22 protein-coding genes are annotated in these 26,772 nt (G+C 62.4%); 8 read left to right on the top strand and 14 right to left on the bottom strand.

The features are described 5' to 3' along the window. Positions 1 to 27: 27 nt before the first annotated feature. The 5 genes from folK to FJQ89_RS15815 form a co-directional block, all read right to left on the bottom strand. Complete coding sequence (gene folK, locus FJQ89_RS15835) at positions 28 to 504, bottom strand: 2-amino-4-hydroxy-6-hydroxymethyldihydropteridine diphosphokinase (RefSeq protein ID WP_141170867.1); 477 nt, start codon at positions 502 to 504, stop codon at positions 28 to 30. Continuing rightward, positions 504 to 1,877, bottom strand: coding sequence for a polynucleotide adenylyltransferase PcnB (gene pcnB, locus FJQ89_RS15830; RefSeq protein ID WP_141170866.1), 1,374 nt, complete (start codon positions 1,875 to 1,877; stop codon positions 504 to 506). Before pcnB ends, folK begins: the two co-directional genes overlap by 1 nt. Next, complete coding sequence (locus FJQ89_RS15825; RefSeq protein WP_141172837.1) at positions 1,870 to 2,541, bottom strand: histidinol-phosphatase; 672 nt, start codon at positions 2,539 to 2,541, stop codon at positions 1,870 to 1,872. Before FJQ89_RS15825 ends, pcnB begins: the two co-directional genes overlap by 8 nt. After that, positions 2,541 to 3,209, bottom strand: a complete 669-nt coding sequence (gene hda / locus FJQ89_RS15820; RefSeq protein ID WP_034788687.1) for a DnaA regulatory inactivator Hda — start codon at positions 3,207 to 3,209, stop codon at positions 2,541 to 2,543. Before hda ends, FJQ89_RS15825 begins: the two co-directional genes overlap by 1 nt. A gap of 213 nt (positions 3,210 to 3,422) precedes the next feature. Beyond that, complete coding sequence (locus tag FJQ89_RS15815) at positions 3,423 to 4,505, bottom strand: AI-2E family transporter (RefSeq protein WP_141170865.1); 1,083 nt, start codon at positions 4,503 to 4,505, stop codon at positions 3,423 to 3,425. Positions 4,506 to 4,693: 188 nt separating this feature from the next. Between FJQ89_RS15815 and purM the strand changes: the two genes are divergently transcribed. After that, complete coding sequence (purM, locus tag FJQ89_RS15810) at positions 4,694 to 5,737, top strand: phosphoribosylformylglycinamidine cyclo-ligase (protein WP_034788683.1); 1,044 nt, start codon at positions 4,694 to 4,696, stop codon at positions 5,735 to 5,737. 65 nt (positions 5,738 to 5,802) lie between these two features. Here purM and FJQ89_RS15805 read toward each other — a convergent pair whose 3' ends face one another. Together FJQ89_RS15805 and FJQ89_RS15800 are read right to left on the bottom strand one after the other, a co-directional pair. Further along, a complete protein-coding gene (locus tag FJQ89_RS15805; protein ID WP_141170864.1) occupies positions 5,803 to 7,134 on the bottom strand; it encodes an MFS transporter in 1,332 nt (443 codons plus the stop codon). Between the two features lie 130 nt (positions 7,135 to 7,264). Next, complete coding sequence (locus FJQ89_RS15800) at positions 7,265 to 8,881, bottom strand: GMC family oxidoreductase (RefSeq protein ID WP_141170863.1); 1,617 nt, start codon at positions 8,879 to 8,881, stop codon at positions 7,265 to 7,267. Positions 8,882 to 9,032: 151 nt separating this feature from the next. Here FJQ89_RS15800 and FJQ89_RS15795 point away from each other — a divergent pair, with 151 nt between their 5' ends. Then, entirely contained in the window at positions 9,033 to 9,893 is an 861-nt protein-coding gene (locus tag FJQ89_RS15795) for an IclR family transcriptional regulator (protein WP_243136073.1), read from the top strand. On the opposite strand, the gene FJQ89_RS15790 is transcribed toward FJQ89_RS15795, so the two are convergent. The 7 genes from FJQ89_RS15790 to FJQ89_RS15760 form a co-directional block, all read right to left on the bottom strand. Beyond that, positions 9,890 to 11,116 carry a 6-phosphofructokinase gene (locus FJQ89_RS15790; RefSeq protein WP_141170862.1) on the bottom strand — a complete coding sequence of 409 codons (1,227 nt, stop codon included), beginning with the start codon at positions 11,114 to 11,116 and terminating at the stop codon, positions 9,890 to 9,892. The two genes, FJQ89_RS15795 and FJQ89_RS15790, sit on opposite strands and share 4 nt — an antisense overlap. A 33-nt stretch (positions 11,117 to 11,149) precedes the next feature. Continuing rightward, positions 11,150 to 13,159 (bottom strand): alpha/beta hydrolase family protein, encoded by a 2,010-nt coding sequence (locus FJQ89_RS15785; RefSeq protein ID WP_141170861.1) that lies wholly within the window; start codon positions 13,157 to 13,159, stop codon positions 11,150 to 11,152. Between the two features lie 15 nt (positions 13,160 to 13,174). Beyond that, on the bottom strand, positions 13,175 to 15,199 hold the full coding sequence (locus tag FJQ89_RS15780) for an alpha/beta hydrolase family protein (RefSeq protein WP_243136072.1): 2,025 nt from the start codon (positions 15,197 to 15,199) through the stop codon (positions 13,175 to 13,177). A 95-nt stretch (positions 15,200 to 15,294) separates the two neighbouring features. After that, on the bottom strand, positions 15,295 to 17,343 hold the full coding sequence (locus FJQ89_RS15775; RefSeq protein ID WP_141170860.1) for a sodium:solute symporter family protein: 2,049 nt from the start codon (positions 17,341 to 17,343) through the stop codon (positions 15,295 to 15,297). Next, positions 17,340 to 17,654 carry a DUF4212 domain-containing protein gene (locus tag FJQ89_RS15770; RefSeq protein ID WP_141170859.1) on the bottom strand — a complete coding sequence of 105 codons (315 nt, stop codon included), beginning with the start codon at positions 17,652 to 17,654 and terminating at the stop codon, positions 17,340 to 17,342. The genes FJQ89_RS15775 and FJQ89_RS15770 overlap by 4 nt, the downstream gene beginning before the upstream one ends. Continuing rightward, entirely contained in the window at positions 17,647 to 19,179 is a 1,533-nt protein-coding gene (locus FJQ89_RS15765) for a sensor histidine kinase (RefSeq protein WP_243136071.1), read from the bottom strand. Before FJQ89_RS15765 ends, FJQ89_RS15770 begins: the two co-directional genes overlap by 8 nt. Then, positions 19,176 to 19,910 (bottom strand): response regulator, encoded by a 735-nt coding sequence (locus tag FJQ89_RS15760; RefSeq protein WP_141170858.1) that lies wholly within the window; start codon positions 19,908 to 19,910, stop codon positions 19,176 to 19,178. Before FJQ89_RS15760 ends, FJQ89_RS15765 begins: the two co-directional genes overlap by 4 nt. Before the next feature lie 248 nt (positions 19,911 to 20,158). On the opposite strand from FJQ89_RS15760, the gene recA reads away from it, so the two are divergent. The 6 genes from recA to sucD all read left to right on the top strand — a co-directional run bounded on the left by recA (position 20,159) and on the right by sucD (position 26,590). Beyond that, on the top strand, positions 20,159 to 21,259 hold the full coding sequence (gene recA, locus FJQ89_RS15755; RefSeq protein WP_071075324.1) for a recombinase RecA: 1,101 nt from the start codon (positions 20,159 to 20,161) through the stop codon (positions 21,257 to 21,259). 251 nt (positions 21,260 to 21,510) lie between these two features. Beyond that, on the top strand, positions 21,511 to 21,966 hold the full coding sequence (gene recX, locus FJQ89_RS15750) for a recombination regulator RecX (RefSeq protein ID WP_071075325.1): 456 nt from the start codon (positions 21,511 to 21,513) through the stop codon (positions 21,964 to 21,966). Positions 21,967 to 22,061: 95 nt separating this feature from the next. Next, positions 22,062 to 23,600: a class I SAM-dependent methyltransferase gene (locus FJQ89_RS15745; RefSeq protein ID WP_141170857.1), complete on the top strand. Its 1,539-nt coding sequence runs from the start codon at positions 22,062 to 22,064 to the stop codon at positions 23,598 to 23,600. A 358-nt stretch (positions 23,601 to 23,958) separates the two neighbouring features. Further along, positions 23,959 to 24,450 (top strand): DUF2889 domain-containing protein, encoded by a 492-nt coding sequence (locus FJQ89_RS15740; protein WP_423245167.1) that lies wholly within the window; start codon positions 23,959 to 23,961, stop codon positions 24,448 to 24,450. Positions 24,451 to 24,525: 75 nt separating this feature from the next. Then, positions 24,526 to 25,695: an ADP-forming succinate--CoA ligase subunit beta gene (gene sucC, locus FJQ89_RS15735; protein ID WP_071075328.1), complete on the top strand. Its 1,170-nt coding sequence runs from the start codon at positions 24,526 to 24,528 to the stop codon at positions 25,693 to 25,695. Positions 25,696 to 25,708: 13 nt separating this feature from the next. Further along, positions 25,709 to 26,590 (top strand): succinate--CoA ligase subunit alpha, encoded by an 882-nt coding sequence (gene sucD / locus FJQ89_RS15730; RefSeq protein WP_071075329.1) that lies wholly within the window; start codon positions 25,709 to 25,711, stop codon positions 26,588 to 26,590. Positions 26,591 to 26,772 lie beyond the last annotated feature (182 nt).

The raw sequence follows: 26,772 nt of genomic DNA, 5'->3' as shown, positions 1-26,772 counted from the left end.
GCATTGTAGAGCAATGCCGCGTGGCGCTCAGAGTTGGCTGATGGCCTGGTCAGCGACGCTTGCCAGGTAGTCCTGCGCCAGCCCGAGGCCGGGCACGACGACGGCGGGAGCCAGTTCGAGCAGCGGCACCAGCACGAAGGCGCGCTCGGTGATGCGTGGATGCGGCACCGTCAGGCTGGCGCTGGCGATGCGTTCATCGCCGTACAGCAGCAAATCCAGGTCCAGGGTGCGCGGGGCGTTGCGGTAGGGCCGCTCGCGCCCGTGCGCCGCCTCGATGGCGTGCAGCGCCAGCAGCAGCTCTTCGGCCGGCAGGGTGGTCGTGATGCGCGCCACGGCGTTGATGTAGTCGTCACCGCTGGAAGCTATGGGCGCCGTGCGGTAGCTGGACGAGGCGTCCACGAGGGATGCGCCGGGCAGGCGCGCCAGGCGCGCAATCGCATCCTGTACGTTCGCGCGCGCGTCGCCCAGGTTGGCACCGATGCCGATGTAAGCAGTGACGACCATTATTCGTCGCTGCTGCCGCCGGTGGTCGAGCCGCCTGTACTCGTCTTGCTGCGCGTGCTGCGGCGTGGCGGGCGCTTCTTCTTGACGGCGCCCGGCGCGGCATTCGCGCTGACGAGCAGCGCTTCGCGCGTTTCCTCGTCACCCTCATAAAAGGCTGTCCACCACTCGCCGATCTCCATGTCGATCTCGCCCGAGGCGCAGCGCAGCAGCAGGAAGTCGTAGCCGGCGCGGAAGCGCAGGTGTTCCAGCAGTTTATGCGGCGCCTTGCCGACGCGGCGCTCGAAGCGCGGCTGCATCGACCAGATGTCGCGCATGTCCGAACCGATCTTGCGCTGCAGGGCCAGTTTTTCCGTTTGCGAGTCGAGCACGTCGTCGGCTGCCAGGTGCAGCGCGGGGATGGTTGACTCGCCGGCGGCGCGGTAGGCCGTCCATTTTTCCAGCACCTGGTGCCACAGCAGCGAGGCAAACAGGAAGCCTGGCGAGACGGTCTTGCCGGCGGCGATGCGTTGATCCGTGGCGTCCAGCGCCAGGGTGACGAATTTCGCGCCCAGCGGCTGCTCCAGCACCACGTCGAGCAGCGGCAGCAAGCCATGATGCAAGCCTTCCTTGCGCAACTGCTGCAGGCAGGCCAGTGCGTGGCCGCTCATCAGCAGTTTCAGCATCTCGTCGAACACGCGCGGCGCCGGCACATTGTTGATCAGCGGCGCCATGATGGGAATCGGCGCGGCCGTATGCGGCTCGATGGTGAATTTCAGCTTGGCGGCAAAGCGCACCACGCGCAGCATGCGCACGGGATCTTCGCGGTAGCGCTCTTCGGGCTTGCCGATCATGCGCAGGGTCTTGGCGCGGATATCTTCCACGCCGCCGTGGTAATCGAGTACTTCCTGCGTGGCCGGGTTGTAGTACATGGCGTTGATGGTGAAGTCGCGGCGCAGCGCATCTTCGTGCTGCAAGCCGAAGGTATTGTCGCGCAGGACGCGGCCATGTTCATCCTTCGGTGCGGAGTCGGCGCCGGCGCCGCGGAAGGTCGTCACTTCCAGCAAATCCTGGCCGAACATCACGTGCACGATCTGGAAGCGCTTGCCGATGATGAAGGCGCGGCGGAACAATCGCTTGACCTGTTCCGGCGTGGCGTTGGTGGCGATGTCGAAGTCTTTGGGTTTGACGCCCAGCAGCAGGTCGCGCACGGCGCCGCCGACGACAAAGGCCTCAAAACCGGCTTCCTGCAGGCTGCTGGTGACGCGGATGGCATTCGACGACACCAGTTTCGGGTCGATTCCGTGTTGCGCGGGACCGAGCACGATGGGTGCCGTGGTGTCGCGCGCTGCCTCTTTTTTAACGCCGAGGATCTTGCGGATGAATTTTTTAATCATTGAATAAGTGGAGTGATGGCCAGCCGTGGAGGGATGCGTGTGCGCTCAAAGCGGTGTTGGGATTGGTCGCGACAGGGTGGGTCACGACCGACAGCAAGGGAATGTCGTTGTGTGAATCGCTGTAAAAATAGCTGCGCTCGAACTGCCCCAGTTCCTTGCCCATCTTTTCCAGCCAGGCGTGGGTGTGGGTCAGCTTGCCCGCGCCCAGGGTCGGCGTGCCCAGCAGCTTGCCCGTGACGTTGCCTTGCGCGTCATATTCGGGCATGGCGGCCAGCAGATGCTCGACGCCCAGCGCATCGGCGATGGGCTTGGTGATGAAATGGTTGGTGGCCGTGACGATGGCCAGCAAATCGCCCGCGTCCTGGTGCTGCTTGAGCAGGGCCACGACTTCGGGGCGGATCGACGGCAAGACCACTTCGGCCATGAATTGCCGGTGCAGCGCTTCCAGGCGTTCGCGCGGAAACTGCGCCAGCGTGCCGAGCGAGAATTCCAGGTATTCCACCGGGTCCAGGGTGCCGGCCTGGTACTGCGCGAAAAATTCGTCGTTGCGACGGGTGAATTCGGCGGCGTCCACGGCACCGATGCGTACCAGGAATTCGCCCCACTCGTGATCCGAGTCGATGGGCAGCAGGGTGTGGTCGAGGTCAAACAGGGCCAGATTCATCATTCTTTCGCTTCCGCCTGCAGCAACTCGCGCAACAATGGCAAGGTGATCGGGCGTTGGGTTTCAAGGGAGTAGAGGTCGAGAGAGTCCAGCATCGTCGACAGCGAACGCATGTCGCGCCGGAAATGGGACAGCAGATAGGGTAACACGCCCGGCGACAAGGTCAAGCCGCGGGTGGTGGCCGCCTGGGTCAGGGCGGCGATTTTTTCATCGTCGGTCAAGCCGTGGATTTGATAGATCAGGCCCCAGCCCATGCGCGTGCGCAAGTCTTCGCGCACGGGCAGCACGGCCGGCGGCACGGCGCCACTGCACACCATATAGGCCTTGTTGGCGCGGATTTCATTGAACAGGGCAAAGGCATCGATCTGCGCCAGCGGCGAGAGCTTTTCGCAGTCGTCGAGCAGGTACAGGTCGACGTCGGGCGAATACACGAATTCGGACTCGATCGAGAACGGCGAAATATAGCGCGCGCGCTCGGTGCTGGCCAGGGCCTTGAGCAGATGGCTCTTGCCGGCGGCCAGTTCGCCCCACAGGTAGGCAAAATGTTCGCGCGACGTGCGCGCGGCGAACTGTCGCATCAGCTGCGCCACTTCGGCATTCTGTCCCACCTCGAAGGTATCGAGGCTGTGCGCCTGGTCTGTGCCTAAATCGAGCACCAGTTGTTTCATGGCGTACGCCTTGTCCTGTTTTTCATTACTGCTTGTGCGTCGTCGTCGCTGTTGTTGGATTTTTATTAATTTAACATTGTAGTCGTATCGAGTGCCTGACAGAAGCGTAGCGAGCGGCAGCGATTTGTGGCCGAGAAGCGCAACCGTACTGTAGTACGGTGAGCATCACCGGCCGCAAAGTGCGACGCGCAGCAGCTTGTGTCAGTCACCTTGTCACGCATTATAGAAGGTGCTGGACAGGTAGTGGCGTCTTAGATGCTTAAAAGCGACCATCAGGATGGCAGAAGCGGGTAAAGCGAGCAAAACGCCGACGAAACCGAACAGTTGTCCGAATGCCAATAAAGCAAAGATCACGGCCAGCGGGTTCAGACCGATGCGTTCGCCCACCAGGCGCGGCGTGAGGAAAAAGCCTTCGATGACCTGGCCGCAGCCGTAGATGACGGCGACGGCGATCACGCCGCTCCAGTCGGCAAACTGCAGCAGGGCGGCGATCAGGGCCAGCATCAGCCCCAGGCCGAAGCCCAGGTAGGGGATGAACACCAGCAAGCCCGTAATGATGCCGACAGGCAATGCCACTTCAAAACCGGCGATGGCCAGCGCCGCCGAGTAATACGTGGCCAGCACCAGCATGACGAGCAACTGGCCGCGCAGGTATTGCGCCAGCAGGGTGTCGACTTCCTGCGCCATGCCCACCGTGCGGCCCACCCAGCGGCGCGGCACGGCAGCGGCGATGCGCGCCAGCATCGGATGCCAGTCCAGCAACAGATAGAACAACACGACCGGGATCAGCACCACGGTGGCCAGCCAGCCCAGCACGGCCGTACCGCCGATGCGGGCCGAGGCCAGCACGGTGCTCCAGATTTCATCGCCACTGGTGGCCATCTGCTGGCTCAGCATGCGTTTGATGCCCGTGCCGTCGAGGCGTACGCGGATGCCCAGGTCGCGCAGTTTCGGCGCCAGCAGCTCGTTGGCCTTGCTGAGAAACTGCGGGATCTGCGCTTGCAGCAGGGGAATTTCCTTTTGCAATACCGGCACGACGATCAGCACCAGCGCCGTGATGGCGAGGAAAAACAACACCACGACGACCAGCACGGCCAGCGGACGGGGCACGTAAAAGCGCTTGTAATGCAGGCGTTGCAAGCGGTCCACGCCCGGATTGAGCACGTAGGCGAGGATGGCGGCGGCCAGGAAGGGCGTCAGGATGGGGCCCAGGCTGACGAGCAGCAGCAAGAATGCCAGCCAGACCGCGATCCAAAATGCTGTTTGCTTCTGCTCGGCGGTGATGGCGAATGGCATGTAGTTTGTGCTGTTGCGTTAAAAAAAGGCAGTTAATTACGAAATGGCGGGGCAGTTTGATAAAATAGCGACTTGATCGACCGAATTCACCCGCTGGCGTCCTGCCGCACGATGTTGAAAAACATGCTTGCGCGCGCGTGCCGGCGGGTATCCGCCTTCTATTTTACCGCCTCCGCTGCCACCACACCATGAACCAGACTTCTAATGTTTCCCTTTCCTACCGTGACGCTGGCGTCGATATCGACGCAGGCGACGCTTTAGTCGAAGCAATCAAGCCGTTTGCCAAGCGCACCCTGCGCGAAGGCGTGATGGGCGGCCTGGGCGGTTTTGGCGCCATGTTCGAAATCAGCAAGAAGTACAAGGAACCGGTGCTGGTCTCGGGCACCGACGGCGTCGGCACCAAATTGCGCCTGGCGTTCGAACTGAACCGCCATGACACGGTCGGCATCGACCTGGTCGCCATGAGCGTCAACGATATCCTGGTGCAAGGCGCCGAACCGCTGTTCTTCCTCGACTATTTCGCTTGCGGCAAGCTGGACGTGGCGATTGCCACCGACGTCATCAAGGGCATCGCCCAGGGTTGCGAACAAGCGGGTTGCGCGCTGATCGGCGGCGAAACGGCGGAAATGCCGAGCATGTACCCGGCCGGCGAATACGACCTGGCAGGTTTTGCCGTCGGCGCCGTGGAAAAATCGAAAATCATCGACGGCACCAAGATCGCCCCGGGCGACGTGGTGCTGGGCCTGGCCTCGTCGGGCGTGCACTCGAACGGTTACTCGCTGGTGCGCAAGATCATCGAAGTGGCAAAACCGGACCTGGAAGGCGACTTCCACGGCCGTAAACTCGCCGACGTGCTGATGCAGCCGACGCGCATCTACGTCAAGCCGCTGCTGGCACTGATGGACGCCATGGAAGTCAAAGGCATGGTGCACATCACCGGTGGCGGCCTGGTGGAAAACATCCCGCGCGTGCTGCAGCCTGGCCTGGTGGCTGAACTGGACTCGAAGGCATGGACCATGCCGCCGCTGTTCACGTGGCTGCAACAGCATGGCGGCGTGGCTGACGCTGAAATGCACCGCGTCTTCAACTGCGGCATCGGCATGACCGTCATCGTTTCGCAGGAAAACGCGGACGCCGCCATCGCGCAATTGCAAGCGGCCGGCGAAACCGTCTCGCGCATCGGCACCATCCGCGCGCGCGTGGGTGATGAGCACCAGACCATTGTCATCTAAGCTTTAGCTTGAACAAACAAGGCAGGCGCTCGCAAGAGGCCTGCCTTTTTTTACGCCGCGATGTCTTACCTTGCGTGCGCCGTCTTCATGCGGCCATCGGGCTGCGAGCCGCCCTTGCCGATCATGGCCACGCTGACGGCCGAGACGAGGGAGGCGAACAGGATGTAGCCGACGATGTGCCACGGCTCGCCATTGCCCGTTTTCAGCAGGTAGGTGGCGATGATGGGAGTCAGGCCGCTGGCGAAGATGCCGGAGAACTGGTACACGAAGGAGATGCCCGTGTAGCGCACCTTGGCGTCGAACAGGTCGCAGAACAGGGCCGCTTCCGGGCCGTACACGGCCGAATACAGCACGCCCAGCGGGATGATCACGGAACACCACAGCAGCAGCGGATTGTCGGCGTGACGCAGCATGATCCAGAAGGCGGGAATCGACGACACGCCCGTGATCAGCGAACCCCAGAAGAACACCTTGCTGCGGCCGATGCGGTCCGACAGGCGGCCGAAGAAGGGGATGCAGAAGCACATCACGACGGCCGACGCCATCACGCCCATCAGCGCTTCCGTGCGGGCGATCTTGATGGTGTTGGTCAGATAGGTGATGGAAAACACGCCGAAGATATTGAAGAACACACCGTCGATATAGCGCGCGCCCATGCCTTTCAATACATTGCCCGGATAGCGCTTCAGCAGGTCGAAAAACGGAATCTGCGTCTCCGCGTTCTTCTCTTTCACCGCCTGAAATTCCGGCGTTTCCATCACGTTCAGGCGTATCCACATGCCGATGAAGACCAGGGCCGCAGATAAAATGAAGGCAACGCGCCAGCCCCACGACAAGAATTGCGCGTCCGTCAGGCTGTACGACAGGATCGCCACCACGCCGGAAGCGAGGCACAGGCCGATGGCCAGGCCGATCTGCGGCAGGCTGGCATAGAAGCCGCGCTCTTTCGGCGGCGCATATTCATACGCCATCAGCACGGCGCCGCCCCATTCGCCACCGAGGCCGATGCCCTGCAGCACGCGCAGGAACAGCAGCAGGCCGGGCGCCCAGTAGCCGATGTGGTCGTAGGTCGGCAGCACGCCGATCAGGAAGGTGGAGACACCCATGATCATCAGGGTCATCACCAGCATGCTCTTGCGGCCGATCTTGTCGCCGAAATGGCCGAAGATCACGCCGCCGATGGGGCGCGACAAGAAGCCCACGGCGAAGGTGCCGTAGGCCAGCATGGTCGAGACGAGCGGATCGCCGCCCGGGAAATACAGCTTGCTGAACACGATGCCGGCGACGACGCCGTATAAAAAGAAGTCGTACCACTCGATGGTGGCGCCGATCACGCTGGCCATCACGACTTTCCGTAGCTCTTTGGCCTTTTTCGGATGGTTCGGATTGTTATCCATAATATCTAGTCTCCAATCGATATCGATTATGTATTTTTTTGATGCTAGGCTGCTTGCCGAGTCATTGGGGGCGGGGCCGTCTGCCCGCCGCTGGCATCCTCCTTGTCGGTGGAAGTGGACGGGGCGCTGGCTACGCGGCCTTGGGCAGGCGCACGGCATCCGCCAGGATCATGTCGGCGGCTTTTTCGGCGATCATGATGGTGGGCGCATTCGTGTTGCCCGAGACGATTTCCGGCATGATCGACGCGTCGACCACGCGCAGGTTCTGCATGCCGTGCACGCGCAGGCGCTCATCGACGACGGCCATGGCGTCGTGGCCCATCTTGCAGGTACCACTGGGGTGGTAGATCGACTGGCTGAAACGGCGCGCCGCGTCCAGCAGCTGCGCGTCCGTCTCGAATTGCGGGCCGGGCACGAACTCGGAAATGATGTGCGGCGCCAGCGACGGGGCGGCGGCGATTTTTCGGGCCACGCGCAGGGCGGCAATCGCCGTCTGCTGGTCGCGCGGGTCGGACAGGTAATTCGGATAAATGCCCGGGTAGGCGAGGGGATCGGCGGACTTGATCGAGACGTGGCCACGGCTGTGCGGACGCAGCTGGCACACGGACGAGGTAAACGCGGAAAACGGATGCGCGCCTTCGCCCGGCTTGTCGGCGCTCAGCGGCTGCATGTGGAACTGGATGTCGGGCCGCTCCACCTCGGGCGAGGATTTGGTAAACACCGTCACCTGGCTGGCCGCCAAGGTCAACGGTCCGGAGCGGGAAAACACATATTGCATGCCCACCCACAGCTTGCCCCACAGGCTGTTGACTTCATCGTTCAGGGTTTTCAGCCGTGTCTTGAAGACCAGGCGGATTTGCAAATGGTCTTGCAGGTTCTGCCCCACGCCGGGCAAGTCGTGCACGAGAGGCACGCCCACCTCTTCCAACAGGGCACGCGGCCCCACGCCCGAGCATTGCAGGATGTGCGGCGAGCCGATGGCACCCGCGCAGAGAATCACTTCGCCGCTGGCGCGCGCCTGGCGCAGCTGGCCATCTTGCCGGTACTCGATGCCGACGGCGCGCTTGCCCTCGAACAGTACGCGCGTGATCTGCGCGCGCACTTCCACGCGCAGGTTGCTGCGCTTGCGGGCCGGGCGCAAAAAGGCTTTCGCCGTGCTCCAGCGCAAGCCCTTGCTGGCCGTCTGCTGGAAGTAGCCCACGCCCTCCTGTGTGGCGCCGTTGTAATCGGCATTGAAGGGGATGCCGCTTTCCGTGGCGCCGGCAATAAAATGTTCGGCGATGGGGCGGCGCAGGCGCAGGTCCGACACCTTTAATGGACCGCCCACGCCGTGGTAGTCGCTGGCACCGCGTTCCTGGTCTTCCGATTTTTTAAAGTAGGGCAGCACCTCGGCGTAGCTCCAGCCTGCATTGCCCAGTTCGGCCCAACGGTCGTAATCTTCTTTCTGGCCGCGCACATACAGCAAACCGTTGAGCGAGCTGGAGCCGCCCAGCACCTTGCCGCGCGGCCATTGCAGCTGGCGCCCGGCGATGCCGGCGTCCGCTTCCGTGCGGTAGCACCAGTCCAGCTTGGGGTCGTGCATGGTCTTGAAATAGCCGACCGGCACGTGTATCCAGGGATTGTTGTCCTTGCCGCCCGCTTCCAGCAGCAATACCTGGTTGTTGTTGTCGTGCGACAGGCGGTTGGCCAGCACGCAGCCGGCCGAACCGGCGCCGACGACGATGTAATCGTAGTGTGTTTGTGACATTGCCCTGGTCTCCTGCGTTTGCGGTATCGCTTGCCTTTGCGGACGATTTTTGCGATACACTGGTCTTTTATTTGATGTTTTGGAACATCTGGTTCCATTTATAAAAGACGAGCAGCGCCGGGACAAGCGGAAACCACCGCATACGCGAGAGGTGAAACAGAACATGCAGGATGCGTTTCAAAAACGGCCAGCCGAGGCCGAAGAAGACAGTTCGGCGGGCGGCGTGGTGGCTGCGAGCGCGGCGGCCAGCCATGGCGACGAGGCGCGCGGCCTGCGCGTGCTGCGCCTGATCGAGCACCTGGCCAGCGCCAGCCAGCCATTGACCCTGTCGCAGCTGGCGGCGCGCATGCAGGTGCCGAAAGCCAGCATGATGCGCCTGCTCGATACGCTGGAACAGCACGGCTATGTGTTGCGCACGCCCGTGGGACGCGGCTATGTACCCGGTGCGGCGTCCACCAACCTGGCGCTGGCGACCTTGCGCAACAATGCCCTGATCCGCGTGAGCCGCAGCATCCTGGGCAGCCTGGTGGCGGCCACGGGCGAGACCTGCAACCTGGCCATTCCCGAGGGCAACGCGATCGTGTATGTGGACCGGGTGGAAACGCAGGAGCCGCTGCGCCTGCACCTGGTGCTGGGCACGCGCGCGCCCATGCATTGCACGGCGAGTGGAAAATTATTCCTGGCGCACATGACCTTGCTGGAGCGGCGCGAGCTGCTGGCCATGCTGACCTTGCAGGCGCGCACGCCGAAAAGCATCACCGACCCCGCGCTGCTGGAACGCGAGATCGTGCGCATCGCCCGCCTGGGCATCGGTATCGACGACGAGGAATTCGTGCACGGCATGGTGGCCGTGGCCGTGCCCATCTGCGCCGCCGACGGGCGCATCGTGGCGGCCGTCGCCTGCCACGCGCCCGTGGCGCGCAAATCCGTGGAGCAACTGCTGCAGCACGTGCCACAGCTCAAGGAAGCGGCCGTGAAACTGCGGCCGCTGCTGCTGGCCGAGTCCAGCTAGGGTTTCAGCACCTTCGCTACTTTCGCCGCGCGCAGGCGGAACGCATCGGGCATGCTTGAACCCAGCAGCGGGCGCAGATACAGCCGGAAAGCATCGGTCACGTCGGTGCCGCTGGCGCTGATGAATTCGTCTTCCATGGTGCGCGTCTTGCCTGCCACCTCGGTCAGTGGCAGCAGCTCGTAGTCGACGGAATAAAAGCCCGTGCGCTTGATGGCGACGGAACCGTCACGGTCGCCCCACATGGCGAACTGCACCGCCTTTTCTCCCACTTCGCGCGCTTCGCGTTGATCGATGTCGGAGACGCAGCCGATGAAGGAGCGTTGCAGATAGCCGAAGGTATCGCCGCGCACGCGCTTGATGCCCAGTTTGGCCTTGATTTCGTCGCACAGCAGGTCGGCCAGCGCGCCCGTGCCCGACAATTGCACATTGCCATGCGCATCGCGTTCCACTTCATTGCCCACCTGTTGCGCCAGCAGGCTGGCGATCGGTTCGCCCGCGGCATCGTGGATGCCTTCCGAGACGGCGATCACGCAGCGGCCGTATTTTTCATACGTGGCTTTCACGTCGGCAAGAAAATTCTCCAGCACGAAGACTCTTTCCGGCAGATAGATCAGGTGCGGGCCATCGTCGGGGAACTTCTTGCCCAGCGCCGAGGCGGCCGTCAAAAAGCCCGCGTGGCGGCCCATCACCACGCCCACGTAGACGCCGGGCAAGGCGGCGTTATCGAGGTTGGCGCCAGCGAACGCCTGCGCGACGAAGCGCGCGGCCGAGGGAAAGCCGGGCGTGTGGTCGCTGCCGACCAGGTCGTTGTCGATGGTTTTCGGGATGTGGATGCAGCGCAGCGGATAGCCGGCCTTGTGCGCTTCCTCGCTGACGATGCGTACGGTGTCGGACGAGTCGTTGCCGCCGATGTAAAAGAAATGTTCGATTTCGTGCGCGCGCAGCACTTCGAAGATTTGCTGGCAGTAGGCAATATCGGGCTTGTCGCGCGTGGAGCCGAGGGCAGAAGACGGCGTGGCGGCCACCAGTTCCAGGTTGTGGCTGGTTTCCTGCGTCAGATCGACGAAGTCTTCATTGATGATGCCGCGCACGCCGTGCAGCGCGCCATACACGCGCGTGACATGTTGAAAGCGCCGCGATTCGAGCACCACGCCCACCAGCGACTGGTTGATGACGGCGGTGGGGCCGCCTCCCTGGGCAACAAGAATTTTTCCAGACGGCATGGGATTTCCTCGTAAATGGCGCGGCCCTCCAGCCTACTCCTTTTTTGCCGGGGCGCTGTCTTTTCCGATAGTTCTGTCGAGGAATTGTTCCACCCGGCCCCAGAAGTCGATGCGGTTCTGCGGCAGCGTCCAGCCATGGCCTTCCTCGTCGTAGACCACCCATTCGACATCGCGGTTGTGCTGTTTGACGGCCGCATAAAATTGCTTGCCGTGGTACAGCGGCACCCGCCGGTCGGCGGTGCCGTATGCCAGCAGCAGGGGCTGGGTGATGCGCGCCGCCTGGGCGATGGGCGAGGTGGCCAGGAACTGGGCCGCGTTGGCCGTCCGGTCGCCAATCAGCTCGGGCATGCCGTACTGTTTCCAGTCATCGCCGAGGTCGGACTTGAAGCTCCAGTGGCCGCTATACAGCAGGTTAATGTCGGTCACGCCCACCCAGTCGACGGCACAGCGGAACAGGTCGGGATCGTTGACCAGGCCCATCAAAGCAGCATAGCCGCCATAGCTGGCGCCGGCGATGCAGATGCGGCGCGGATCGGCGATCCCTTCGGCGATGGCCCAGCGCGCGCCATCGGCAAGATCGTCCTGCATCTTCAAGCCCCATTGTTTCCAGCCGGCCCGAAAATGCTTGGCGCCAAAGCCTGTGCTGCCGCGAAATTCCGGTTGCAGCACGGCATAGCCACGCGAGGCAAGAAATTGCACTTCGGCATTCCATTGCCAGGAGCTGCCGCGGATATACGGGCCGCCATGCACGAGCACGACCAGCGGCAGCTGCTTGCCGGAAGTCGTGGCGGGCACGGTGAGCCAGGCTGGAATGGACAGGCCATCGCGCGCCTTGTAGCGTACCAGTTGCTGCTCGCTCATCTGCACCGGCTGAATGAGCGGCTGCGTCTCGCCGATGATGCTCAGCGTGCCAGTGTCGCTATTGAACACCGAGAATTTGCCCGGCTGCCGGTCGGAATACGAGGTCACCAGCATGAAGGGCGTGGCGGGGCGGGCCGCCAGCGAGACCAGGTTGATGGTCGCTGGCAGCAGGGCGTCGATGCGCGCCTGGGTCGCTGCCATGGCCGGGTCGAACCAGCGCGTGGCGCGCGCATCGCTCAGGTGGCGCACGCCCAGCAACTTGCCTTGCCGGACGATCAGATCGCCGCTGAAGTCATAGCCGTCGAGCGAGATGATGGGCGTGGGTGTGATGCGGCTGCTGGCCAGGTCGTAGGCATGCACGGATAGCGTATCGCTACCCCTGCGGGCGCTCACGTACAGGGCGCCGTCCGGGCCGAAGGCGAGCGGGGTGAAGGCATCGGGGCCGCTGAGGTAGGCGTCGAACTGCGCCAGCGTGCGCCAGGCGCCGCCGTCCGGTTCCCGGTACATGACGCTTTCAATATTGCGCTCCCGCGTCACGGCCAGGCGTGGTTCGCCATGCTGGTCGAGCAGCCAGCGGTGCACCTTGCCCGGCGGCCTGACGCTCGTGCTGCGGCCCGTGAGCGTATCGAGTTGCCGCAAGCCTTCATAGTCGACTTCGCCCGTCGAGGCGTACACGGTGCTGCGCACATACACGGCCTGGGAATCCTGCGCACCGCGCTGCCCCGTCAGGTAGGTATGCCAGGGCAACAGTTTATAGGTCGAGGTGGAGGCATCGGGCATGGCGCTGCGGGCGGCCAGCTGGCGAAAGTTGCTGCCGTCCCGGTTGACGGCAAACAGGCCCGGCCCGAAACGCTGCTCGCCGGGCGCCGTCTGGCGGTCGCGCGTATTGAGTATCAAGCGCTCTTCGTTGACCCATTCGACGTCGCCCACGTCGACGTCGCTGAACTGCGCCACGACCTTGATGCTGTTATCGAGCAGGTTGATGATGGCCAGGCGGTCGCGCTGGTTGGCGCCATTGACTGTCACGGCCAGGTAGCGTGCCTCGGGCGAGAGTATGGCGCCGCTGAATTCGGGGTTGGCAAAGAAGGCGGCCAGCGGCGGGGGCGCGGTTTGCGCGCCCGCGTTCATGGCGACGAGGAGGATGGCCGCGAGGGCGGCGCGCAGGAATTGTGTGCAGGTCATCTGGGAAGTTGGGGATCAGGGGGGGGCGATATGCTTGAGTAAAAACTTCTCTACCCGGCTCCAGAAGTCGTAGCGGGTGGCCGGCAAGGCCCAGCCGTGGCCTTCCGTGGCGTATTCCACCCATTCCACCTGCGCATTGCTCTTGCGCACGGCATCGTAGAACTTGCGCCCGTGGGGCAGCGGCACGCGCTGGTCGGCGCTGCCATAGGCCAGCAGCAGCGGCTGGGTGATGCGCGCCGCTTGCTGCAGAGGGGAGGTGGCCATGAACTGGGCGGCATCCTTGACGGCGTCGCCGATCAGCACGGGCATGCCGTACTGGCGGTAGTGCTCGGAGACGTCCGAATGGCCGCCCCAGCTGCCGTTTTGCAGCAGTTCGATATCGGTGACGCCGAGCCAGTCGATGCCGCAGCGGTACAGCTCCGGATCGTTGACCAGGCCCATCAGGGTGGCATAGCCGCCATAGCTGGCGCCAGCGATGCAGATGCGGCGCGGGTCGGCGATGCCTTCGGCAATCGCCCAGCGCGCGCCATCGGCGATATCGTCCTGCATTTTCAAGCCCCATTGTTTCCAGCCGGCCTTGAAGTGATGCTGGCCATAGCCCATGCTGCCCCGGTACTCGGGTTCCAGCACCACATAGCCGCGCGAGGCCAGGAACTGGCTCTCGGCAGTCCAGTTCCAGCTGCCGCGCACCCACGGGCCGCCATGCACGAGCACCACCATGGGGCGCATTTTTGCTGCGCCCCTGGGAAGGGTCAGCCAGGCGGGAATGTCGAGACCATCGCGGGCCTTGTAGTGGCGCAATTCCTTGTTGGCCATCTGTGACGGCACGATGGCGGGACGGGCGCTGCCCAGCACGCTCAAGCTGCCCGTCTCGCTATTGAACAGGTGATACTGGATCGGCATGGTGTCGGAAACGCTGCGCACGAGGATGTAAGGCGTGGCTGAACGCCAGCCGGTGGACAGGCTGTTGATGCTCATGGGCAGCAGGGCATTCACCTGCTTTTGCATGGCTTGCATTTTCTCGTCGAACCAAAGCGTGGTTTGCGCATCGGTTTCATAGCGCAGGCCTAGCAGGCGGCCAGTGCCACCCAGCATTTCGGCCTGCACGTCGAAGTCGGGCGATGCGGCCAGGGGCGCGTCGTCGATGCGGTTCTGGTCCAGGTCGTAGCGGTACAAGGCCAGCTTGTCGCGGCCTTGCCGGGCATGCACGTACAAGGTGCCATCCGGGGCGAAGAAGGCGGGTATGAAGGCGTCCCTGCTTTCACCATAGGCATCGAAGCGGGTCAGCGTACGCCATGGCGCATCGTTGCCGTCGCGATAATGGATCTCTTCCTGCGCGCCATTGCGCACCTGTGCGATGCGCAGCTGGCCTTGCTTGTCGAACAGCCAGTTGCGCGTGCCGGGCGGCTGCGCGATGGTTGTGGCGATGCCAGTTCTGGTATTGAGGCGCAGCAACGCCAAGTCATTGATGTCGCCTGGGCGCGTAAATTCGCGTTGTGAGACAAACACGTCGTCCGATTGCTGGTCGCCGATACTTTCAACCAGGAATGTATTCCAGGGAAGCATCAATATGGCGCGCTTGTTTTGCCGGGAGTCGGTGCGCGTGACCAGTTGCCGGTAGTTGCTGCCATCGGCGTTGACGGCGTACAGGCCGGGACCGTAACGCAGCGCGCCCTGCGCCAGTTGCCGGTCCGCCAGGTCGAAGACGAGGCGTTGATCATTCACCCAACGAAACGTATTCACGTCGGCATCACTGAAAAAGGCCACCACCTTCACTTGCATGCTTGCCAGTTCCAGCACGGCCAGGCGCACGCGCTGCCCGGGGAGGGCAACGCGCACGGCCAGGCGGTGGCCGTCGGGCGAGATGATGGCACCGCTGAAGGCGCTGCTTTCAAAAAAATTCTCAATGGGAATCAATGCGCTCGCTGCCGTCTGCATCGCAGCTGGCGCGGGCGCCGCATCGAACGCCGAGGCGGATGGCGCAGTGAGCAGCGCGTTCAAGGAAATGCATAGCACCACATAAAAATACCTGGTAAACATGTTTCCCTTTTGAGAATTATCTTAAGGCAACATATTATCATTAAATTAATATGAGTCAACGAGCATTGTTGTGACGCGTGCGCTGCATGGTGCCGTCATTCCGGCGCCCGGATATGTTCCACCAGCCCCGTGCTGCGGCGCCCCGGCGCCGGTGTCAGCCAGCTGACCAGCACGGCGGCGGCCAGGCCGGCGGGCACGCCGAAGATGCCGGCCGAGATGGGCGCGATATGCAGCCATTGGCCGTCCGGGGTGCCGCCGAGCATGGTGCTGGTGTGCAGCATGTAATACAGGCACACGCCAAAGCCGGCCAGCATGCCGGCCAGCGCCCCCTGGTAATTGGCGCGCTGCCAGAAGACGCCCAGCACCAGCGGCGGGAACAGGGTCGAGGCGGCCAGGGAAAACGCCACGCCCACCAGCGACAAAATGTCCGCCGGCTTTTGCGAAGCCGCATAGGCGGCGATGAAAGCCACGGCCAGCAGCAGCAATTTGGAAATCGTCACGCGCTTTTGCGTCGAGGCGCTGGGATCGACCACCTTGTAATAGATATCGTGTGACAGGGCATTTGAAATGGCCAGCAGCAGGCCGTCGGCCGTCGACAGGGCGGCGGCCAGGCCGCCTGCCGCCACCAGGCCGGAAATCACGTAGGGCAGGCCGGCGATCTCGGGCGTGGCCAGCACCAGCACGTCGGCATCGATGGAAATTTCCGCCAGTTGCACGATGCCGTCGCGGTTGACGTCGACGATGCTGATCAGGGGACTGAGCTTGTCCACATTGGCCCAGTACGACACCCAGGTGGGCAGGTTCGTGTATTGCGTGCCGACCAGTGCCGAGTAAATATCGTACTTGACCAGCACGGCCAGCGCAGGAATCGTGAGATAGATCAACAGGATGAAAAACAGGGCCCAGAAGACGGAGACGCGCGTTTCGTGCACGGAGGGCGTGGTGTAGGATCGCATCAGGATATGCGGCAGGGCGGCCGTGCCCAGCATCATGCAAAACACGAGGGCCAGGAAATTGTTGCGCTTGATGTCGGATTGCTCGCGATCGGCGGCGGGAAACGGCTGCGCGTGCGGAATGATGGGTTCGGCGCGTTTCTGGTTTTGCGCCTGCGCCGCCTGCCACAGCACGCGTGCCTCGTCCGGGCTTTTCGGATAGGCGATCAGGTAGCGCTCCGCGTTGCGGATATCGAACAGCGAGGTATTGCGCTGGCGTAAATGATCGAGCTGGCGCTGGGCCGCCAGCCGGCCTTGCTCCCAGGAACCGGGCAAGCCGGCGATGCGCGCCTGGTAGCTTTGCGCGCGCTGGCGGAAGATGGCCCGCACTTCGTTTTCCTTCGGGTCCGTTTCCAGCACGTGTTCGCGCGCGCTCAGTTGCGGCAGCACCTTGCCGTAGGCGATCTGCGGCACGGGATTGTCCGCATGCTTGACCGACAGCCACATGGCGGGAATCAGAAAGGCGACCAGGATGATGATGTACTGCGCTACCTGCGTCCAGGTGATGGCGCGCATGCCGCCCAGAAAGGAGCAAACGAGGATGCTGGCCAGGCCCAGGAAGATACCGACGGAAAAATCCACGCCCGTGAAGCGCGAGGCGATCAGGCCGACGGCGTAGATCTGCGCCACCACATACGTAAACGAGACGATGATGGTGGCGGCCACGGCCACCACGCGCACGCTGGCGCCGCGTTTGTCGGTGCCGCTGCCGTAGCGGGCGGCGAGGAAGTCGGGAATCGTGTACTGGCTGAACTTGCGCAGATAGGGCGCGATCAATAGCGCCACCAGGCAGTAACCACCGGTCCAGCCCATGATGAAGGCCAGGCCGTCGAAGCCGTTCAGGTACAGGCCGCCGGCCAGGCTGATGAAGCTGGCGGCCGAAATCCAGTCGGCGGCCGTGGCCATGCCGTTGAACATGGCCGGCACCCGGCGCCCCGCCACATAGTATTCGGTGACGTTCGAGGTGCGGCTGATGACGCCGATGGTGGCGTACAGGGTAATGGTGACCAGCATGAACAGGTAGCCGATCCAGGCGCGCGGCATGCCTTCCTGTTCCAGCACCGACAGGGCCAGCAGGAAGGCGGCGAAACCGGCGGTAAACAGCAGGTAGTAGCGGCACAGCCGCGCAAAGAAGCTGCGCTGGCCGCTCATGTTTGCTCCTCGGCATGAAAATCCCGGTCCAGGCGTCGCATGCGCCAGGCATAGAAGGCGATGATGGCCAGATACACCAGCGAGGCGCCCTGGGCCGCCATATAAAAGGGCAGCGGCCAGCCGAACAGGTTCAGGTGCAACAGTTCACGCGCATAAAACACGGTCAGGAAGCCCGTCAGCAGCCAGATCAGCAGCAAGATGGCCGTCAGGCGCCGTGTCTTGTGCCAGTGCACGTCGAGGCGCGCCTGCAGCTCGGGGCTGGGCGTGCGCGCCGGCCGCAGCGGCGCCGTGGGAAGGCTGGGCTTATCCATACGTGATGTCATCCTCTTCTGGCGCGTCCGGCAACAGCAGGGCGATGCTCAGGCGCAGCAGGGTGCCCGGCAGCTTCGGCGACTGCGCGCGCGGATTGTTAAAAATATCGACTTCGGCGCCATGCTGCTGGGCAATCTCGCGCACGATGGCCAGGCCCAGGCCGCTGCCATCGACATTGCTGCCGAGAATGCGGTAAAAGCGTTCGAACACGTGCGCCCGCTCGGCCTGCGGTATGCCGGGGCCCGTATCCTCCACTTCCAGGATGGCCAGTTCCAGGGTGCTGCGCACGCGTACCGTGACGCTGCCGCCAGCCGGCGTGTAGCGCAGGGCATTGTCGATCAGATTACTCAGCAGTTCACGCAGCATCATGGCATTGCCGGAAATCATGATCGAATACGCGGGCTGCTCGAAGCCCAGGTCGATATGCTGGGCAAACGACGCTTGCACCCAGTCCTGCACCACGCCGCGCGCCAGTTCGCTCAGCTCGATCGGCTCGAACGCCGTGCCCGCCTGCGGCTGGTTTTCCGCGCGCGCCAGGGCCAGCAGTTGGTTCACCAGGCGCGTGGCCGCTTCCGAACTTTTCGCCAGCTGCAGCAGCGAGCGGTGAATTTCGTCGTGGTCGGTCTGGCGCAGGGCCAGCTCGGATTGCATGCGCATGCCGGCCAGCGGCGTTTTCATCTGGTGTGCGGCATCGGCGATGAAGCGTTTCTGCATGTCGATCGACAGCGATAGCCGCGCCAGCATCTCGTTGAGCGAACCGACCAGTGGCGTGATTTCCTCGGGCACCTGGCCCGATTCGATGGGGGAGAGGTCGTCGGGCGGCCGGGCGCGTATGCGCTCCTGCAATTGTGCCAGCGGCGACAGGCCGCGCGCCAGGGCAAACCAGACCAGGGCCAGGATCACGGGCAGGATGATGAACTGCGGCAAGATCACGCCCTTGATGATTTCATTGGCCAGCTGGGCGCGCTTTTCCAGCGTCTCCGCCACTTGCACCAGCGTGCGGCGCGGTTCGTCGTCGCTGCCGGACGGCATGTCGAGATAGGTAAACGCCACGCGCACGGGCGTGCCGTGGATGGTGTCATTGCGAAACAGCACCATGCCGCTGCGGTATTTGTCGGGGTCTTGCGGCGGCGGCAAGTCGCGGTCGCCGTCGAGGTATTCGCCGCGCCCGCCCACCACCAGGTAATACAGGGTGTCGACATCGTCGGCGCGCAGGAAGTCGCGGCCGCTGCGGTTCTTGTCCGGCACGCGGCGCAGCAGTGCGCCGTCGGCCTGCTTGACCTGCTGCGTCAGCACCGTCACGCTGTCTTCCAGCGCATGGTCGAACGGTTGATTGGCGATGCCCTTGGCCACCAGGTAGGTGATGGCGATGCTCATCGGCCACAGCAGCAGCAAGGGCGCCAGCATCCAGTCGAGGATTTCGCCAAACAGCGAATGCTCGATGGTGTCATCCTGCTCCGTGGTGGGCGGCTCGAACCAGTCGTCGTCGTCCACCTCGTCCGCTGGCGCTTCGCGCGCCTTCACTTGGTGGCGGGGCCGCTGGCCGGGCCTGCCGCTTCGCCCGCTTCGGCGTTCAGGCGCGCCGCTTCCGAGTATTTTTCCAGGCAATAGCCGAGGCCGCGCACGGTGGCGATGCGCACGCCGCCCACCTCGATTTTTTTGCGCAGGCGGTGCACATACACCTCGATGGCGTTGTTCGACACTTCTTCGCCCCATTCGCACAGGTGGTCGACCAGCTGCTCTTTCGAGACGAGGCGGCCGGTGCGACCCAGCAGGATTTCCAGCAAGCCCAGTTCGCGCGCCGACAGGTCGAGCATCTGGTCGTTGATGTAGGCGCTGCGCCCCACCTGGTCGTAGCTGAGGGGGCCGTGCTTGATGACGGTGGCGCCGCCGCCGGCGCCGCGGCGCGTCAGGGCGCGCACTCTTGCCTCCAGTTCCGACAGGGCGAACGGCTTGGCCATATAATCATCGGCACCCAGGTCGAGGCCATTCACGCGTTGTTCGATGGAGTCGGCGGCCGTCAGGATCAGCACCGGCAGCAGCGAAGCGCGCGCGCGCAGGCGACGCAGCACCTCCAGGCCGGACATCTTCGGCAGGCCCAGGTCGAGGATCAGCAGGTCGAATTCCTGGGTGGACAGGGCCGTATCGGCTTCCTGGCCGGTCTTGACGTAGTCGATGGCATAACCGGACTGGCGCAGCGAGCGGGTCAGGCCATCGGCCAGCACGCTGTCATCTTCGGCAAGTAAAATACGCATGGTGCACTTCCTATGCTTGCAACATCAGGACATCTGAAGTCTGTATTGTGTTTCATTTCCCGCAAGGTGGATAGTTTTTGTGAAAAACAGGCTTGTATTGATCTGTTTCAAAACAAATCCACGTTCCGCTTGCATTGATCACTGTTTTTTTATACAGTACTGTCTGTGTAAAGAATTTAACCCACTGGCGCTATCGCAGGCTGCCGGATTCCACTGAGTCCGCAACTGTAGAACGGCTGAAAGAACATATGGACGATAAAAAAGCTGTAGTACCCGCATCGGAAAAAGCCAAGGCGCTCGCCGCCGCACTGGCGCAGATCGAGAAGCAGTTTGGCAAAGGTTCGGTCATGCGCATGGATGCCAGCGCGGTGATCGAAGAAGTGCAAGTCGTGTCGACCGGTTCGCTCGGCCTCGATATCGCGCTGGGCGTAGGCGGCTTGCCGCGCGGCCGCGTGGTGGAAATCTACGGTCCTGAATCGTCGGGTAAAACCACGCTGACCCTGCAAACCATTGCTGAAATGCAAAAACTCGGCGGCACCTGCGCCTTTATCGATGCCGAGCACGCGCTCGACGTCGGTTACGCGCAAAAGCTGGGCGTGAACCTGCACGAATTGCTGATCTCGCAACCGGACACGGGCGAGCAGGCACTGGAAATCTGCGACGCCCTCGTGCGTTCGGGCAGCGTCGACCTGGTCGTCATCGACTCCGTGGCCGCACTGACGCCACGCGCCGAGATCGAAGGCGACATGGGCGACTCGCTGCCAGGCTTGCAAGCGCGCCTGATGTCGCAAGCCCTGCGTAAATTGACCGGTTCCATCAACCGCACGAATACCCTGGTCATCTTCATCAACCAGATCCGCATGAAGATCGGCGTGATGTTCGGCAGTCCTGAAACCACCACCGGCGGCAATGCGCTGAAATTCTACGCCTCCGTGCGCCTCGATATCCGCCGCACCGGCTCGATCAAGTCCGGCGATGAAGTGATCGGCAACGAAACCAAGGTCAAGGTCGTCAAGAACAAGATCGCGCCACCGTTCAAGGAAGCGCACTTCGACATCCTGTACGGCGCCGGCACCTCGCGCGAAGGCGAAATCCTGGACCTGGGCTCGGATGCCAAGATCGTGGAAAAATCCGGTTCGTGGTACAGCTACAACGGCGAACGCATCGGCCAGGGCAAGGACAACGCCCGCGCCTTCCTGCAAGAGCGTCCGGCGCTGGCCCGCGAGATCGAAAACAAGGTCCGCGCTTCGCTGGGCGTGCGTGAACTGCCCCCGCTGGCTGCTGAAAAGCCGGAAAAAGCGGATAAAGCCGCCGACAAGGCTGCCAAGGCGGAAGCCAAGCCAGAGTAGGTCGTATTAGCGCGGCAAAGCCGCGCGTAATCCGACAACACCACAGACGTCAACAATGTTGTCGGATCAGACGCCAGCAATGTTGTCGGATCAGACGCCAACAATGTTGTCGGATTACGGCCCAAGGGGCCTAATCCGACCTACGCGTGGCTTGCCGCAAGGTTGGACCCTGATCGCCGTCCCGCGCTGTTGCGCCGGGCGGCGATTGTGTTTGGGTGCTGTGATCGTGGAATGAGAGACAAGGTGGGTGTATGGCTGCAGTACAACTAAGCCTGAAGGGCAGGGCGCTCCGCTTTCTGTCGATGCGTGAGCATAGCCGCATGGAATTGCGGCGCAAGCTGCAGCGGCATGCGCAGGAAGGCGATGATGTGGAAGCCTTGCTCGACAGCCTGGAGCAAGCCAACTGGCTGTCGCAGGAGCGCTTTTCCGAATCGCTGATCCACCGCCGCTCGGCCCGTTTCGGCAATAGCCGCATCATGGCGGAATTGCAAAGCCATGGCATAGGCGGTGAAGCGCTGCAGGAACTCAAGGCGGGCCTGGCCGAAGGCGAGACCGCGCGCGCCTGCGAAGTGTGGCGCCGCAAATTCGGTGTAGTGGCGCAGGATGCGGAGCAACGCAACAAGCAGGTGCGCTTCCTGATGCAGCGCGGCTTTTCGCAGCGCGCCGTGCAGGTGGCCTTGAAAGGCCTGGAGCCCGACGACGAGTAATATTGGTTAACTTGACAGCAAGGATCAGTTATTCTGCCCAATTGCTGCTGCGCATGTTGCGTCCCAGCTTATTTACTTGATATACGGGACACCTGATGAGCAATTGGCATGCCGGCTACACGGCCGAAACCGCATACACCTACGGCTATTACACGGAATTGAACCCCTTGCGCATACAGTTGTTGCTGCTGAGCTGGGGCATACAGCCGCCGAAGGTCAGCACCGCATGCGAACTCGGCTTTGGCCAGGGCATGACCGTCAATATCCATGCCGCAGCGTCCGGCACACGCTGGTATGGCACCGATTTCAATCCGGCCCAGACCGCCTTTGCGCAGGAACTGGCCGAGGTATCCGGCAATGGCGCCGTGCTGTCGGAGCAATCGTTCCAGGATTTTTGCGCCCGCAGCGACCTGCCGGACTTCGATTTCATCGCCCTGCACGGTATCTGGAGCTGGATCTCGCCGGAAAACCAGGCGCATATCAGCGACTTCCTGGCGCGCAAGCTCAAGCCGGGCGGCGTGCTGTATATCAGCTACAACACGCAAGCGGGCTGGGCGGCGATGGCGCCGATCCGCGACCTGATGGAGCAGCACAGCCGCGTGCTGAGCGCGCCGGGGCAGGATTCCCTGACGCGCGTGGGCAGCGCGCTATTGTTCGTCAACCGCATGATGGAGATCAAGCCGCGCTACCTGCTGGCCAATCCCAGCATCGCCCTGCGGCTGCAACAGCTCAGCGAGCAGGATCCGAATTACCTGTCCCACGAATACTTCAATCATTACTGGCAACCGGTATCGTTTTCGGCCATCAAGCCGGTGCTGGCCGGGGTCAAGCTCGAGTTTGCCGGTTCGGCCGCCTACTCCGATCATGTTGCTCCCCTCAATTTCTCGCCCGAACACCTGGCTTTCCTGGCGCAGATTCCGGATGCCACTTTCCGCGAAAACACCGCCGATTTTCTGCTGAACCGGCAGTTTCGCCAGGATTACTGGGTCAAGGGCCGCCGCAATCTGAGCGCCCATGAACAGGCGGCCGCACTGCGCGCCGTACGCATCCTGCTGGTGGCGCCGGTCGAGCAGATCACCATGAAGGTGACGGGCGCCTTGGGCGAGGCCGACCTGGACCCGGTCGTGTATGGCCCCCTGCTGGAGCTGCTCGGTGACGGCAAGCCGCATACCATAGCCGAACTGCAACAGCGTTTGCCCGCCGGTCTGGCTGACCTGGGCAGCCTGCTGCAGATGCTGCTGGTGCTGGCGCATAAAGCTTGCATCTCGCCGGTGCAGGATGACGCCGCGATCGCGCTGGCACGGCCGGCCACGGCCAGGCTGAACCGGCATCTGCTGGGAAAGGCCCTGGGCCGCACCGACCTGGCCGCGCTGGCCAGCCCGGTGACGGGCGGTGGCGTCGGTGTGTTGCATCTGCAACAGTTGTTCCTGCTGGCCAGGCTGGAAGGGCATCAGGAGGCCGACGCCTGGGCGGCATTTGCCTGGCAGGCTTTGCGCGCACTGCAGCAAACCATGGTGCGCAATGGCACGGTGCTGACGACGGAAGAAGACAACCTGGCCGAACTGGCCGTGCAGGCGGAAAGCTTCCGCGTCACCGTGCTGCCCATCCTGCAGGCGCTGGGCGTGGCCGATTGATGCTGAGGCCGAAACACCTCGCGGCATGACGATGGTAGTGATTTTTATGATATCAATCATTTGTTTCGTGAATGGCTTCATGAAAATCACTGTTTTCTATTTATAATTTGAAATGTTTTTAACGATGCAATGAAAAATTATGTTGCGGCGCAACCTGCGCGCAATGTGCTACACTTTTAGGGTTTTTGCGGCGCCGCAGGTGCGGTTGCTGTTCGTAGAAGCTGCGAACGGCGTGCTTTAGGCACATGGCTGCTTACTAAATTTTGGCCGCGCAAGCGGCATCGGTCTTATGCCCCTGTCAACTCCCGTATCCCGGCGCGCCCTACGGCACTCCCGCGTTATCGACGTCCAAGCGTATGTGCGCGACGACGGCCTGTGGGATATTGACGCCCGTATCACTGATATCAAAAGCTATGACGCGACCCTGGCCTCCGGCCCCCGTCCCGCCGGCACTCCCCTGCATGACCTCCATTTACGTATTACCGTCGATCGCGAACTGACCATCGTCGAGGCCGAAGCCGCCTCCGATGCCGTGCCCTATCCCGGTTTTTGCGATACCATCGGCCCCGCTTACAGTGCGCTGATCGGTTTGAATTTATTGAAGAATTTCCGCCGCGACTTGAAACAGCGCCTGGCGGGAATCGCTGGCTGTACCCATTTGACCGAACTGGCGCAAGTCTTGCCGACTGCGACGGTTCAGGCATTTGCCGGCGATGTCTGGTCGACCCGTGACGGTGAGAATGCTGATTTGTCGCATGAAAAGCCGTTTCAACTCGACAAGTGTCACGCCTTGCGCACCGATGGCGGGGCAGTTGCACAGTACTACCCGCGCTGGGTAGCCAAAGCGTGACCCCGGCGCTGTATTTCCTGTTTTTTTGCACCACTAACCGTATTTTTACAAATCAGTATCAGAAGGGAAGCCAGCATGAAAATCCATGAGTATCAAGCCAAAGAAATCCTCCGGCAATTCGGAGTGACGGTACCACGCGGTATTCCGTGCATGTCCGTCGACGAGGCAGTCAAGGCCGCGGAAACCCTGGGCGGCCCGGTATGGGTCGTCAAGGCGCAGATCCACGCAGGTGGCCGCGGCAAGGGCGGCGGCGTGAAAGTGGCAAAATCGATCGAACAGGTCAAAGAATACGCTGACCAGATCATGGGCATGCAGCTGATCACGCACCAGACCAGCGCCGAAGGCCAGAAAGTCAACCGCCTGCTGGTGGAAGAAGGCGCCGACATCAAACAAGAACTGTACGTTTCGCTGGTCACCGACCGCGTGACCCAGAAAATCGTCCTGATGGCTTCGTCCGAAGGCGGCATGGACATCGAAGAAGTGGCCGAGAGCCACCCTGAGAAGATCCACCACGTCACCATCGAGCCTAGCGTCGGCCTGACCGATGCCCAGGCAGACGACATCGCCGCCAAAATCGGCGTGCCTGCCGGTTCCATCGTCGACGCCCGCGTCAACCTGCAAGGCCTGTACAAAGCCTACTGGGAAACCGACTGCTCGCTGGCCGAAATCAATCCGCTGATCGTCACCGGCAGCGGCAAAGTCATCGCCCTGGACGCCAAGTTCAACTTTGATCCGAACGCCCTGTTCCGTCATCCGGAAATCGTCGCCCTGCGCGATCTGGACGAAGAAGATCCAGCTGAAATCGAAGCGTCGAAATTCGACCTGGCCTACATCTCGCTCGACGGCAACATCGGTTGCCTGGTGAACGGCGCCGGCCTGGCCATGGCCACCATGGACACGATCAAACTGTTCGGCGGCGAGCCAGCCAACTTCCTCGACGTCGGCGGCGGCGCCACGGCAGAAAAAGTGACCGAAGCGTTCAAGATCATGCTGAAAAACCCAGGCCTGAAAGCCATCCTGGTGAACATTTTCGGCGGCATCATGCGTTGCGACGTGATCGCCGAAGGCGTCATCGCCGCGGTGAAAGCCGTTTCGCTGAACGTTCCGCTGGTGGTGCGCATGAAGGGCACCAACGAAGATCTGGGCAAAAAGATGCTGGCCGATTCCGGTCTGCCTATCATCGCAGCCGACACCATGGAAGATGCAGCCAAGAGCGTCGTTGCCGCTGCTGCCGGTCAAGCTTAATTAAGGAATCAACATGTCCATTCTGATCAATAAAGATACCAAAGTCGTAACCCAAGGGATCACCGGCAAGACCGGTCAGTTCCACACCCGCGGTTGCCGCGACTACGCGAACGGCAAAGCTGCCTTCGTGGCAGGCGTGAACCCGAAGAAAGCCGGCGAAGACTTCGAAGGCATTCCTATTTTCGCTAGCGTCACCGAAGCGAAACAAGAAACCGGCGCCAACGTTTCCGTGATCTACGTGCCGCCAGCAGGCGCGGCAGCGGCGATCTGGGAAGCTGTCGAAGCTGAAATGGATCTGGCTATTTGCATCACCGAAGGCATTCCTGTCCGTGACATGATGGCCTTGAAAGACCGCATGGCCAAGTCGGGCAGCAAAACGCTGCTGCTGGGCCCTAACTGCCCAGGCCTGATCACGCCAGACGAAATCAAGATCGGCATCATGCCAGGTCACATCCATAAAAAGGGCCGCATCGGCGTGGTATCGCGTTCGGGTACCCTGACCTATGAAGCAGTCGGTCAATTGACCGCACTGGGCCTGGGCCAATCGTCGGCAGTCGGCATCGGCGGCGACCCGATCAACGGTCTGAAGCACATCGACATCATGAAGATGTTCAATGACGATCCAGATACCGACGCGGTCATCATGATCGGCGAAATCGGCGGTCCGGACGAAGCCAACGCGGCGTATTGGATCAAAGACAACATGAAAAAACCGGTCGTCGGCTTCATCGCTGGCGTGACCGCTCCTCCAGGCAAGCGCATGGGCCACGCCGGCGCGCTGATCTCGGGCGGTGCCGATACGGCACAAGCCAAGCTGGAAATCATGGAAGCTTGCGGCATCACCGTAACCAAAAACCCGTCGGAAATGGCGCGTCTGCTGAAAGCCATGCTGTAATTTCAGCCTGGTTCACGCAGTACAAAAAAGGAGCTTCGGCTCCTTTTTTTTTGTCCGCAAGACAGGCCGCTTTCCGGCCCGGGCCGACGCAACTGGTCCGAACCTGCCCAAAAGTGTCGCTTTTCTTTCCACGGTTGCCGCCTCTGCCCGGGCGCGCCGCTGGCATGGCGCTTGCACCGTAC

Origin of the sequence: Janthinobacterium tructae (genome assembly GCF_006517255.1) — a bacterium.
GTDB classification, from domain to species: domain Bacteria; phylum Pseudomonadota; class Gammaproteobacteria; order Burkholderiales; family Burkholderiaceae_D; genus Janthinobacterium; species Janthinobacterium tructae.
The sequence above is the reverse complement of the archived record's forward strand: the minus strand, read 5'-3'. Positions and strand labels throughout refer to the sequence as shown.